This is a genomic window from Myroides odoratus (genome assembly GCF_001549985.1).
In the GTDB taxonomy this organism is placed as follows: domain Bacteria; phylum Bacteroidota; class Bacteroidia; order Flavobacteriales; family Flavobacteriaceae; genus Flavobacterium; species Flavobacterium odoratum_A.
This window is the reverse complement of record NZ_LROZ01000003.1, coordinates 221,338-234,296: the sequence shown is the minus strand read 5'-3', so window position 1 is coordinate 234,296 and position 12,959 is coordinate 221,338. Positions and strand designations below refer to the sequence as shown.

Here is a 12,959-nt window from a genome sequence, read left to right as displayed (position 1 = left end):
TTATGAAGCTATTACTTGTTGAAGATGAACGCGAACTATCCCATAACATAGTTCAATTTTTAGAGGCTAATTATGTATGCGAACAAGCTTTTACATTTCGAGAAGCCTTGGATAAATTGAAATTGTATACCTACGATTGTATTTTATTGGATTTGGGATTGCCTGGAGGTGATGGTCTTCTACTACTTGAAGAAATTAAAAAATCACACATCGACAGTTCCATTCTCATTATCTCTGCTCGCAATGCCTTAGAAGATAAAATTCAAGGACTTGAACTGGGAGCAGATGATTATTTAGCTAAGCCTTTTGCTTTGCCTGAATTAAGCATCCGTATTCACGCTCAATTGAGACGTCGATTAGCTACTGCTACGAATGATTTAATCTCTGGTAATGTGACAATTAACTTATTAAGTAAACAAGTAACAATAAATAAAACCCCTGTTTTGTTGACTAAATCGGAATATGCATTACTTTTATTTCTCATTGGCAATAAAAAAAGAGTAGTTTCAAAAAATGCGATTGCGGAACACCTATCTGGAGATATGGCTGATATGCTAGACAATCAGAACTTTGTTTATGCTCATATCAAAAATGTAAAAGCAAAACTACAGGATCATCAATGCGATTGTACAATAAAAACGATATACGGAATTGGTTATCAATGGATCGAAGAATGAAAAGCTTATTAAGTACTTACCAACGCTATTTTATACTTTATACTAGTCTCTTGTTGATTGGTTGTGCTCCCTTATTTTATTGGGTGATGGAGTTTTGCTATGCAGAAGATTTAGATGAATTGATTGAATATCGCACACATGATTTTACTCAAAATCAACTGACTGAACTCGGGAAGCAAGACATCAACATTTGGAATAAATACAATTACGATTTACAGATTATCCCCCATGATACCTCTATCCTTGTCAATGAGCCCCAATTGATTTCTTTTTTCAATCCAGCAGAAGGCTATGAAGTAGGATATCGAACCTTATACACGTCTATTACCATTGAAAATCAGCCCTATCTCCTACTTTCGAGAATTGCCATGGTTGAACCAGGTGATTTACTCCATACCTTACTGTATGAATATGGATTAATCGTATTGATTTTCTTTTTATCCATTGTATTAATTCAAAAATTATTAGCCAAAAAACTGTGGTTTCCTTTTTATCAAACATTGAATCAAATTGAGCATTACAACTTAGAAAAAGGCAATGTACCTGTGTTTAAACCAACTGAAACACTAGAGTTCAATCGATTAAACAAAAACCTACAACACCTCATTGAAAATAACTTGGCCGTTTTCAAACAACAACGCGTATTTATAGACAATGCCTCCCATGAGTTACAAACGCCTTTGGCCGTTTTTCGCTCTCAATTGGACTTACTTTTACAAGATACAGATCTCACGCAAAAACAAATGCACTTAGTACAGTCTCTATACAATGTTTCCTCTCGTTTCAATCGACTAAACAAAAACCTTTTGTTATTAGCGAAAATTGAAAACAATCAATTTCAACAGTTTCAACAAATCAACCTTGCAGAATTACTCGCTACACAGTGGAGTTTTTTCGAAGAACTAGCGACTGAAAAAGAAATTCAAATTACCCAAACACTTGATGCAACAATCAATGTAAGAGGAATCTACTTCCTGCTTGAATCGCTATTTAGCAATTTATTGTCCAATGCGATTAAATACTGTCCTATGAAAGGAAGTATTCACCTCAACTTAGATGCTACTGGTGTTCAACTCTCTAATACAGGAGACACGGCTTTAGATCCTGAACGTATTTTCTTGCGTTTTAATCGAGCAACAGAAGAGAAAAATGGAACGGGATTAGGCTTAGCAATCGTCAGTGAAATTGTCAAATTACATCAATGGTCCATCCAGTATACCTATACGTCTAACCGCCATTGTTTTACTATCCTATTTGCGAAAAACAAACCTGAATCTTTACACAAACACTAGCTTTGAAACGATAATCTTTTATTAAAAAATCAAATGTAGGCGTATAATTCATTACTTTTATCATATTAAATCTTAATAAAAAAAGTTTAGTATGAAAAAAGTAATGGGATTTTTAATTGTTTTTTTAAGTTTAACTACAGCAAGTATGGCGCAAAAAGTAGATGTATCTGTTTTTCCAAAGCCAGAAAAAGGGTACAAACAAATGGTTATTGAAGTCCCTCATTCTGCTCAAGATGGCAATAAAAAGATTGAATTTCGAGTAGGAAAAATGATGGAAGTAGATGGTTGTAACAACTATAGTTTAATGGGAACTTTAGAGAAAAAGGACTTACAAGGTTGGGGGTATGACTACTATGTATTTAAAAGCAAAGGGGATGCAGTATCAACATTGATGGGATGTCCTGATATGCCAAAAAGACATTTATTTGTAGCTGCGCAACCCGAAACAACGCGTTACAATGGAAGAATGCCGATTGTAATTTACGTACCTGAAGAGTATGAAGTAAAGTTTAAAATCTTTACTGCAGATCAAGATGAATACGAAGCACAAGAAATTCGCGTTAAAAAATAAGACAACAACCTAATGTGGTTCTATATAAACGGAGTAAAAGCTATCTTTTACTCCGTTTTTTTTATCTATTCCATTCTTATCTAATACGTTATTTGTTTTCATTAATCAAAATAGGTGAAATAAAAATAAATAGTACATTTGCCCTGTCTTACGAATTAACATAAACCCTGTTGAATACAGTTGTGATTTAAGGATAAATGCTTACTTTAGAGACATTATTCCCTAGCGACAAGAAAGAGACAACCAAAAACAGGCCATGCATTTGAGATAGAACCGAATAATAAGAAGAACAATTCAGCTCCACAAGAAGATGAATTGGAACTAACAGACAAAGACTTTGTAATGAAAATTCGCACTCGACTATCCCTCCAATTCTTAGGTCTATTCACCATCTTACTTTCTATTGTACTAATTGCTATCTATTTTGTGATAGCAAATCATTGGCAAAAAAACTTCTTCAAACAACTGGAGGATCGAGCGTATATTGTTGGACACAACTATTTAGCTGAAGACAATTTTACATATGCGGAATTTCAAGAAGTATTGCGGAAATTTCCTCGTACACTACCCAAAGAACAAATTCGTATTTATACCCTTGATTTTAATCCTATTTTCATTGCAGAAAATGAATTAAAATGGGACAAGAATGTGCTACAAGCAGTCGTAGATGACAATAAAGTGTGGTTCAAACAGGGAGATGAATACGTTTTCGGTGTATTGTACAAAGATAATTCAGGGGATTATATCGTCATGGCTAAGGCTGTTGATCAAACGGGATTAGATGCTTTAAAACAGTTGCGTTCGATCATGTTGATCAGCTTATTGATTGCCCTTTTGATTACCTTTATGCTCTCTCGTTTATTTGCTGAATCGTTTCTACACCCCATTAAAAAAATCATTCATCACGTTCAATCTAGAAATGTAGACACCCTAGCAGAACCAATTTCTATTGCTGAAATGTCCAAGGACGAAATCCGTACGTTAAGTGAAGCCATCAATACCTTATTTGAGCGTTTGCACGAATCCTTTGAAAGTCAAAAAGCCTTTGTTGCTCATGCCTCTCATGAGCTCAAAACACCTATTGCAGCTGTTTTGGGTACAGCAGAAATTACGTTAACCCAAGAACGAGAACCCGAAGCATACCAACAAGCGTTACAATCCATTATTCAGGATACGATTTATACAGATCAAATTATCAATAACTTGCTAACAATCGCCAAATTAGATCAAATAAACTACAACTTATCTCCGATTGATTTTGAAACATTTTGGTGGCAAACCATTGACAACTTAATGTTGCACCACAAAGAATTGAAATTGAATTTTGTGGTAAAAACAACCGAAGAATTACACAAATTACACCTTAAAGGGAATCAACAACTCTTAAGTTTAGCCCTCTCTAATGTCATTCTAAATGCGGATAAGTTTTCTTTTAATCAAACTGTAGACCTTATTTTAGATAGCAACAGTACGGCTATTATTATTCAAGTTAAAGATGCAGGAATTGGTATAAAAGCAGAAGACCTTGAGAAATTAACCTTGCCTTTCTATCGCTCATCGAATGCTTTCCCTATTCAGGGAACTGGATTAGGTCTGTCGCTGGCCTTTAAAATTATAAATATTCATGGCGGGCATTTAACTATTGAATCACAACTAGATCAATACACAACCGTAACCATTCAATTACCCAAAGCATAAAGTAAAACAACATATTTATTTTTCATGATTTACAAAAAAAGATTAGCCCCTTACTTTTTCCTCTTGTTTATTGTGTCACTTCTTACTAGTAGCTGTCAAACCAAACAAACCAAGCACAAAACGGATATAGATAACCTCTATGCTTTTAAGCGTACACCTGCACAAAAAGACAGTATTTCAAAAAAGCATGAAACAGCTGTTAAGGCTTTCTTTGCCTCCGAAGATCAACCGCAAGAAGAGCTTGATCAATTGATTAATGACATGCGTTGGAGCAGCAATCAGCCTGTTTTTTTTTCACTCATTAATCTAGCGACGGAACGAGCAAAAAAGGAAAAAGATTTCTCTCGCTTGGCAAAAGTATATGAAGATGTAGCTGTATTTTATCACGACAATCAACAATTGGACAGCGTATATGCCTATTACCTAAAAGCAGAGAAATTCTATGGTAAAACAGGTGATAGCTTAGCTTTAGCAGAAAACATCTACTACCAAGCGCGCTTGCTTTTTGAGGTTGGTTTTGTCAACGAATCTGAAAACAAGCTATACCAAGCCTTAAAAATACTAGAAAAGACACCAAATCATCCCATTCACATCGAGTCCAATCAGCTCAAAACCTTTTATATTACGGATATTACCAAGCATCCAGAGGCTTTACAGACCTTATTGGATACCTATAAAATATTGAAAAAAGACGAAGGAAAATACGAGATATTACCTGAGAAAACCTACAATCTAGCGATGTCTAACTTATTGGGTAACCTTGGTATCTTTTACCAAGAGCTCGGTCAATTGAATCAAGCTGAATCCTATACGTTAGAAGCCCTTCGCTACTACAAGAAAAGTAAAGCAGCAGAACAATTATATGCTCACTTAAATACAACCTACTACAATATTCGTTATGAACAAGGCAAAGAGGACGATATCATTGAACATTTGACGCATTCCTATGCTATTTATACCCGACTCAATCACCCATTCTACGCTATTGAAGCCTGCCATGAAATCGCACAGAAGTACAAAGATTTCAACCAACCCGAAAAAGCTTTAATGTGGTTGAATAAAGCCTATGACTTAGCCGATGAACATCATTTTTATAAATTAAAGAAATACGCTGTACAAGAGCTTCTATTCTTTTATTCTGATCAACCCTCTACCAAATTAATTCAAGAGTTAGTAGATTTAACCAATCTCTTAGAAAATACACAGGTTGAAACGAAAGGAAGATTTGCAAAAATTGAATACAATTCTTTTCTTCTTGAACAAGAAAACGAAACACTAAAACAAAAAATTTACCTTTTATACCTCAGTGCCCTTGTGGTTATTGGCAGTTTAGTCTTTTTTCTAATTTGGTTTCGATTGAAATCAAAAAACAGAGAATTAGCACATACCAATAGTCAAAAATCAAAAAACGAACAGATTTTAAACTTGTTGATTGAGAATAATACCATCGAACATGTAACAACACTAAAAGAGCGCAATCGCATTGCGAAAGACCTCCATGACGGGGTCATTAACAGCATATTTACCTTGCGCTTTAACACTCAATTACTCGAAATTCCCAACAAGAATTTAAAAGAAATGCTAGTAAATGAATTGATATACTTGGAAAACAAAATCCGCGATATTTCTCATTCCTTTGCGCAGACAAGTATTTTTAGAAATAAATCGTTTGAAAACTTATTAATTGAATTGGTTCACAAACAATCAAATAAAGACAAAACTAATTTCTCCATTACATTAGAAGATAATGTAAGACTCGATCAGCTATCGACCTTACAGAAAATAAACATCTATCAAATTATTCAAGAAGCGCTTCAAAATGTCAATAAACACGCCCAAGCGAGTACCTGCAAATTGAGGATATACACAAATGATACACATCTTATTTTTGAAGTAAAGGACAATGGCTCAGGGATGAAAAAAACAACCCATCGCGGGATTGGTTTAAGCAATATGACGGAACGCGCAGCTATCATTCAAGCTGAATTAAAGATTCAATCCCATCTACAAGAAGGAATGGCAATCGTCTTATTTTTAAACTACTAATGATCGAATATCTCTTTGATCTGTAGGAATCGTAAGACATTCTATGACTCTGGCATCAGCGGCAATTCTAAGACCTGTTAACCCATAGCCATAATAAGCTCCAGTATCAATATTCCACGAATCAGAATCAGGCGTGTATTGCGCTTGATTCGATTTCAAAGGGGTATGTCCGTGTATTTGCAGTTTTCCTAGAGCCTTCAATGGTTTTCTATTCCACAATACACTGTCATCTTCTGCCTCTAAAAAAGGATGTTCCGTTTCAGTAATACCTGCATGTGTCACTATAAAATGAGTCGTTTCATAGCATAAAGGACGCTCTACAAGCCAAGGTAAAATCGCTTGATGTTCAATGCCTTTTTGTGCAAATTGCACTAAGGTTTCCTCCCCTCCTTGACGCGTCCAATTTTCATTGCTACCCTCTAGTATATATTGAATCAGCTCCGCTTCGTGATTGCCTTTGAGAATAATACAATTGTCATAGGCTTGAGTTAATGCCATAGCTTTTAAAACAACTTCAGCACTATACTGCCCTCGATCTATTAAATCACCAACTAAAATCAACGTTTCCTCTTCCCTCTTCCAATGCGTCAAGAGTTGATTAAACGTATAATAACACCCGTGAATATCACCAACAATCAAGTAATTCATTTTATATTCTCTTTTTCACTTAGTAACTTACTCGAAGTATGGATTAAAAAACGTGTAAGGCAATATGCGCACATGCTTCAGCATCTGCTAACGCATGATGGTGATTATCTAATCTAAAACCCAAATATTCTGATACGGTATTGAGCTTGTGATTGGGCAATGTAGGAAATACTTGCTTTGATTTTCGAAATGTACAATAGAATGGATTTTGATGAATGGGTAGGTTATAACTCGCCAGTACCGCTTTCAAACAGCTTTGATCAAATGCACTGTTATGCGCCACCAAAGGTAAATCTTTGATACGCATACGTAAATATTCCCATATTTCAGGGAATTCTTCTGCTCGGGCGGTATCACTTTCCGTTAATCCGTGCACTTTTGTATTCCAATAGCTATAAAAGTTAGGAGTAGGTTTGATTAACTCGTAATACTTATCGACGATTTGTCTGTTCTCAACAAAGACTAACCCAATACTACAGACACTACTTCTATGTTGATTGGCTGTTTCAAAATCTAAAGCAACAAAAGAATTCATTTTCACTTCACTTGGTTTCTCCACAAAGGTAGGATTTTTGTACGGCATCCTTTATTTTTTATAGGGGATTTTTATAGCTTGTGCCTATCCTTTTGTATCCCATCATTTTATTGCTATTCATACACAAAAAAAGCCTTCTATTCTGAGAATAGAAGGCAAAAAAGCAAATCTCATGTATTGTTTAATACTGAGCGATTAAATAATTAATGAGGTCTGTTGTTGTAACAATTCCTACCAAAGCTTTGTTTTTATCCACCACTGGTAACGAGTGGAATTGTTGTTCAACTAATAATTCGGCTACTTCTTTTATCGTTACATCATCGTCAACTACAACGGGATCAACCGTCATAATATCTTCTAATTTATAAGCGTCATAAATCGCATTGATTGCTTCTACATCCATATTAGCAGTGCTATACCCAATTTTTAAAATATCATTACTCGATATAATGCCCACCAACTGCTCCCCTTCTACAACAGGAATATGTCGGATATTATAATCGGTAAATAATTGATTGACTTCACTAATTTTTTTGGTCGTAGGTACTGCAATTAATACCTTGGTCATGATTTGCGAAATGGGTACTCTTTGTTTCATAGTCTTCTTATTTTCTAGGATAAAGTTCCTCCTATAAAAATTGTAAAAACATGATACTTAACAGCTTTATCTCTCTTTTTTTTTCGTAACTTCTAGTGTTGTACTTGTTCCATCAAGTTTGGCTACTAAAGAGTAGAGGGATTCACACCAAAGCGTTGTTTAAAGGCATGTGAAAAGTGAGACAACGTTTCAAATCCAACCTCAACATACACCTCTTTTACCTTCATTTTTTTATATTCCAACAAGTAATACGCTTCTTCCAATCGTTTATTAACTAACCATTTATTGGGAGAAAGATGAAAAATCTTTTCAAAGTCTCGTTTAAATGTCGCTAAACTCCTTCCGGTAAGAAAAGCGAATTCAACTAAAGGAATATTAAAGCGAAAATGCGTATTCATATAATTTTCTAAATCGACTTTTCCTGGTTGTACAAAATGAAACAAGGTAGCAGCTAAATTGGGATTGTGATGCAAGAGCAAATAAATCAATTCTCGCTTTTTGAGATCAATCAGGTTTTGATCCTTAATTTGATGAGCAAACCACCCTTTTAAAGCAGTAAAATAATCCTGTAACAAATCATCCTGCTCTAAGCGGATAAGATTAGCCCCTGTTTTCTTTTCTGCTTTATAACCTTGATTGAAAGCAACTTCTTGTAAAATAGCATCGTCCAACACCACAGAAATAGCTTGAAAAGCTTCTCCTTTATACGGGTATTTAACGAATCGGATGAGGGTATTTTTCCGGTATACAATTAGATCTCCTTTTCGGTAGTAGTATTTTGTTTGCCCATCAAATGCTTCTAATTCGCCTGAAATTAAAAAAGAAACGCCATGCTGCTTCATGAGTTGTTCGCCAGATTTTTTACTCTGTGTATAACAAGCGAATTGAATACCAAATAAGTCCATTGATTGTACCATAAGCAAACTAGTTTTTCCACCAATACGTTGGCTGGGTGTGCATAGCATCTAAATTAACATTTTCTCCAATTTGAGGAGTCAGCAAAGGCATCTTTTCTTTTAAACTCGCTACAGCTATGCGTTCCAAAGGCTCATTCCAAGCGTGGTTGGCCAATACAAACTTAGCCGAATGAACGGGAAATAAAACACGAGCTTGCAAATCTTTAGCGGCTTGAACAACCTCTTCCGGCATCATGTGGATGTACTTCCAACTCTTATCGTATTGCCCATTTTCTAAAATTGCTAAATCAAAAGGACCAAACTGCTCTCCTATTTTTTTAAAATGAGTATCATACCCACTATCACCACCAATGAAAATCTTTTTGTTTGCTGTTTCTAATACAAAAGACGTCCACAGCGTATTCGCTGAAAAAATACTTCGTCCTGAAAAGTGACGAGCAGGTGTTAGCGTTACCTTAAACCCAGTATCCAATACTATTTCCTCCCACCAATCTTTTTCAATAAGTTGTTGAGGGGAATATCCCCAATACTCCAAATGCTCACCTACTCCCAACCCACAAACAACCTGTTTTACTTTCGTTTTCAAGGCTTTTAAGGTCTCATAATCCATATGGTCATAGTGATCATGGGTAAGGAATAATACATCAATAACAGGCAATTCAGCGACTGTAGTAATATCAGTTCCTTTAAATGCTTTTGTCCCGCCTGGTATAGGAGAAGCACTACCACTCAACACAGGATCCACCAAAATAAATTTACCTTCTAGCTGCATCAAATAAGACGAATGACCAAACCAAACTAATTGGGGTTGATCTCCTTTCAATGCCTTCCAGTCAATAACCTGAGTCGGAATTTGATTTAAAGGTTTAGTCTCCGTTGATTTTGCAAAGAAATAATCGTACAGTGCTGTCGTTATAGATTGAGTTAATTGAGGGGTATGACTTTGATTTTGGAATTTCCCTTGACTGTAATTTACAGATTCTTTAATTCGTTGTAAACGCCCTCCTGATGGACGTTTACCAAACTTTGGATGCATCATATATAAACTGGTTAGTACACATAATCCAACAAAAAAGTATCCGATTCTTTTGGCGTATTTCTTTTTATTTTTCACTTTTTTTATTGGATTTAAATTGAAGTAAAAATAGTGGTAAAACTACAATACGACTTCCCTCAAAAGCTCAAATTCGATTGCTTGAAACGCTCATTTTGTTATTTTTATCTTAGCAGAAAAGGTTATAAAGAAGCCTTATATTGAAATTTTCAATAAAAGTGAAAACCAAGTTTATATTGAGTTGAAACGCATCACCTCATGCTCAAACAAAGAATAAACGGTATATTTGCAAAAAAACAAATCGTATGGAAGCTTCAAAAGATCCTTTACACGGAAAAAAACTCGTAGATATTCTTGAAGAATTAGTCGACTACTATCAAGGTTTTGAAGGTTTAGGCAAGCAAATTAATATCCGCTGTTTCACCCATGATCCAAGTATTAATTCTGCTTTAAAATTCTTGAGAAAAACACCGTGGGCAAGAGAAAAAACGGAAAGTTTATATGTGTATGTCTTACGTCAAAAAGCAAAGAAAGGCAACTTATAAACAGCTCGTATTGTATTCGTTAGGATACAATTTCGAGCAATTCTACTTCAAACCTCAACGTACTATAAGGTCCGATTTGTTTGCTGATGTGCTCTTCTTTATACGCATATTCAGGTGGAGTAACCATACTAAATTTTGTTCCAATTGGCAGTAAAGGAACGACTTCTTGATAGGCTTTAATTAATTTTTGCAATACAAACGTACTTGGTTGACCTCGGTCAAACGAGCTGTCAAACACCTCTCCTTTCGCATTGGTCCCCTGATAGTGACAAACGATTTTATCTGTAAGTGTAGGTTTCTCTCCTGTTCCTAAAGTCAAGATTTTATAAGCAATTCCCGAGGGTAAAACGACCACCCCTTCGCCTTGAGCAAAAGTGGCTAAAAATTGTGCTCCTTCCTCTTTGTTTGTTTGCTCTAACTGTTCTTTTCTCTTTTTTAATAATTCCGCTACACTCATAATTCATCGTTTATACTAGAACAAAAATACTTTTTCCAGTTCAATCGCACAAATCCATTATTCCTCATCAAGTTCTTGATAGGTATGCAACTGCCAAATATTTAAATTATCAATCGCCCTTGTACAGCCTACATACCACTCAAAAGGAGTAAACTGATCGGGTTTATCGACAATAAGAATGACGTTTTTACGCTCTAATCCTTTGTATTTTAGTGCTGTTGTATATTGTAATTGGGTTGGTTCAAGAGTCAAATTCGCAGGAGTCAACTCTTCCATTTTTAATTCAGCAATCAAGTCCGCTACATTATTTCTGCGTTGCCAAACTTTACTTTGTACCAAGACAATGACATCTTGTGCTTCCAGAGAAGAATGCGGATCATTAATATTGTCAATCACCGCTTTGATTGCCTCTTTTAATACAGTTACCTCATCAAAAGAACGCAGCTCAATCTCATCATATTCAGCTTGATGTATCGTTATTTCCTCCCATTCTTCTGGTGATTCCTGAATGTGTTCTGCGATTTGGCGAATCTGTGATTTCTGTGCACTTCGCCTTATTTTATGCAATTTGAAATGGGTAAAATAATCTTTCAAAAAGTAGGCATATTCCGTGACATCCCGGCCAAAAAGCGAAAAGCTTTGGTCTAAATCGTACAACAACATCACATTGCCTTGTGTTAATCCTTGCGCATCACCACAAAGTTTATCTATTAAAAGCGCTAGATTTCGATCAAACAAATCTTGAGCTTCGTCGATAATCATATAATCATAATCGGGCAATTGTTCTTGTTGCTCCAAATATTCCATGGTTTCTTGTACTAATTTGGCACATGTCAGGGGTTTTAAATAGTAGACCTCCTTTTCGTTAACATGCGGATGATATTTTGCAATAAATTGTTTGAATGTAATGCAATCAATACGCACATTTCGCTCTTTAAAACGCTGTTGATTATACGCACAAAGTAAAGCATTCCAACACAAGTAAATTCCTTCGCGTTCCACTTGCATCTCAGCATACGCCATTGCCATCGTTGTTTTTCCTGTTCCAGGAGATCCTTCAATCATCAAACGCGGATTTTCGGCTAACGAGTACAAGTAATCTAAGTTTCGCTCTTTAAGCCATTGGAATGAATTTCTTGAAGCAAATACATTGGTATCTTGTACTTTGGGACTAAATGTATTCACAATATAACTCAAATCACTCCTCTTCAGCTTTTTAAATGAAATAGGATGTACACTTTCTAGCTTTTCTTTGGTGTATTTATAGATATGCAGAAGAAAGTGTTCTATGTTTTCATAGTCATTTTTTCGCGTATAATCACTGTAAATCAAATTCTTATCATAGATTGTACTTTCAATGGCTATTTTAGTTGTTGGAAAAGCGACAGCTTCACAAAATTGCACTTGTTTAAAATTTGGAAAAACCTTATTCATTAGGGTGTATTTGTAGCCTTTTACTTGTTCAAAAGGATTTTGAGGCAACCATTTGGTATGATCTCCATCTTTAAAGCAAAAACGCCCTTGATCGATAAAAACATTTCCTCCTTTAACCTCTAACACAATAATACCAAAACGAGAAACGATGATAAAATCGAGTTCTGCATCGGCTTTGGCGCGTTGAATTCGGGTATTATCGTGAAAAGGCAAGCGCAAACTATACCATACATACCAGTCGTGTTCGCTTTTACTCAGCGATTCCACCAAGTCTCCATAAATTAAAAATTCCCCGTAGGGTACTTTATTGCCGTTGATAATCAATTGTTCTAATTCATCAAGAGGATATTCGGGATAAATTTTTAAAGCCATGATGGTGTGTCCTTTAGCATATAGAACTAATGTAGCCTTTTTTCATCAATACTACGCCATCAATCACTAAAAATAAAGAGGAATAAAAAAGAAAACCCGTAGTTTGACAACACAG

13 protein-coding genes are annotated in these 12,959 nt (G+C 35.4%); 6 read left to right on the top strand and 7 right to left on the bottom strand.

Features of this window, described 5'->3' with window-relative positions:
• Nucleotides 1-2 precede the first annotated feature (2 nt).
• The 5 genes from AWV75_RS05535 to AWV75_RS05515 all read left to right on the top strand — a co-directional run bounded on the left by AWV75_RS05535 (nucleotide 3) and on the right by AWV75_RS05515 (nucleotide 6,284).
• The gene (locus AWV75_RS05535; RefSeq protein ID WP_060873432.1) at nucleotides 3-677 is read left to right on the top strand and encodes a response regulator transcription factor; all 675 of its coding nucleotides are present in this window, start codon (nucleotides 3-5) and stop codon (nucleotides 675-677) included.
• Nucleotides 674-1,969 (top strand): sensor histidine kinase, encoded by a 1,296-nt coding sequence (locus AWV75_RS05530; RefSeq protein WP_060873431.1) that lies wholly within the window; start codon nucleotides 674-676, stop codon nucleotides 1,967-1,969. Before AWV75_RS05535 ends, AWV75_RS05530 begins: the two co-directional genes overlap by 4 nt.
• A 91-nt stretch (nucleotides 1,970-2,060) precedes the next feature.
• Complete coding sequence (locus AWV75_RS05525; RefSeq protein WP_060873430.1) at nucleotides 2,061-2,540, top strand: ecotin; 480 nt, start codon at nucleotides 2,061-2,063, stop codon at nucleotides 2,538-2,540.
• A gap of 342 nt (nucleotides 2,541-2,882) precedes the next feature.
• Complete coding sequence (locus AWV75_RS05520) at nucleotides 2,883-4,238, top strand: sensor histidine kinase (RefSeq protein ID WP_060873429.1); 1,356 nt, start codon at nucleotides 2,883-2,885, stop codon at nucleotides 4,236-4,238.
• A gap of 24 nt (nucleotides 4,239-4,262) precedes the next feature.
• A complete protein-coding gene (locus tag AWV75_RS05515) occupies nucleotides 4,263-6,284 on the top strand; it encodes an ATP-binding protein (protein ID WP_060873428.1) in 2,022 nt (673 codons plus the stop codon).
• Here AWV75_RS05515 and AWV75_RS05510 read toward each other — a convergent pair.
• From AWV75_RS05510 to AWV75_RS05490, 5 genes are all read right to left on the bottom strand, one after another.
• Complete coding sequence (locus AWV75_RS05510) at nucleotides 6,273-6,932, bottom strand: metallophosphoesterase family protein (protein WP_060873427.1); 660 nt, start codon at nucleotides 6,930-6,932, stop codon at nucleotides 6,273-6,275. The genes AWV75_RS05515 and AWV75_RS05510 overlap by 12 nt on opposite strands.
• Before the next feature lie 43 nt (nucleotides 6,933-6,975).
• The gene (locus AWV75_RS05505) at nucleotides 6,976-7,467 is read right to left on the bottom strand and encodes a 3'-5' exonuclease (protein WP_060873426.1); all 492 of its coding nucleotides are present in this window, start codon (nucleotides 7,465-7,467) and stop codon (nucleotides 6,976-6,978) included.
• A 181-nt stretch (nucleotides 7,468-7,648) separates the two neighbouring features.
• Complete coding sequence (locus AWV75_RS05500) at nucleotides 7,649-8,065, bottom strand: CBS domain-containing protein (RefSeq protein ID WP_060873425.1); 417 nt, start codon at nucleotides 8,063-8,065, stop codon at nucleotides 7,649-7,651.
• A gap of 125 nt (nucleotides 8,066-8,190) precedes the next feature.
• Nucleotides 8,191-8,982: a helix-turn-helix domain-containing protein gene (locus AWV75_RS05495; RefSeq protein WP_060873424.1), complete on the bottom strand. Its 792-nt coding sequence runs from the start codon at nucleotides 8,980-8,982 to the stop codon at nucleotides 8,191-8,193.
• A 7-nt stretch (nucleotides 8,983-8,989) separates the two neighbouring features.
• Nucleotides 8,990-10,021: an MBL fold metallo-hydrolase gene (locus tag AWV75_RS05490; RefSeq protein ID WP_317038693.1), complete on the bottom strand. Its 1,032-nt coding sequence runs from the start codon at nucleotides 10,019-10,021 to the stop codon at nucleotides 8,990-8,992.
• A gap of 320 nt (nucleotides 10,022-10,341) precedes the next feature.
• Between AWV75_RS05490 and AWV75_RS05485 the strand changes: the two genes are divergently transcribed.
• A complete protein-coding gene (locus AWV75_RS05485) occupies nucleotides 10,342-10,581 on the top strand; it encodes a VF530 family DNA-binding protein (RefSeq protein ID WP_060873422.1) in 240 nt (79 codons plus the stop codon).
• Nucleotides 10,582-10,600: 19 nt separating this feature from the next.
• Here AWV75_RS05485 and AWV75_RS05480 read toward each other — a convergent pair whose 3' ends face one another.
• Both AWV75_RS05480 and AWV75_RS05475 read right to left on the bottom strand, forming a co-directional pair.
• A complete protein-coding gene (locus AWV75_RS05480) occupies nucleotides 10,601-11,038 on the bottom strand; it encodes an FKBP-type peptidyl-prolyl cis-trans isomerase (protein ID WP_060873421.1) in 438 nt (145 codons plus the stop codon).
• Nucleotides 11,039-11,095: 57 nt separating this feature from the next.
• Nucleotides 11,096-12,844, bottom strand: a complete 1,749-nt coding sequence (locus AWV75_RS05475; RefSeq protein WP_060873420.1) for a nuclease-related domain-containing DEAD/DEAH box helicase — start codon at nucleotides 12,842-12,844, stop codon at nucleotides 11,096-11,098.
• Nucleotides 12,845-12,959: the final 115 nt, after the last annotated feature.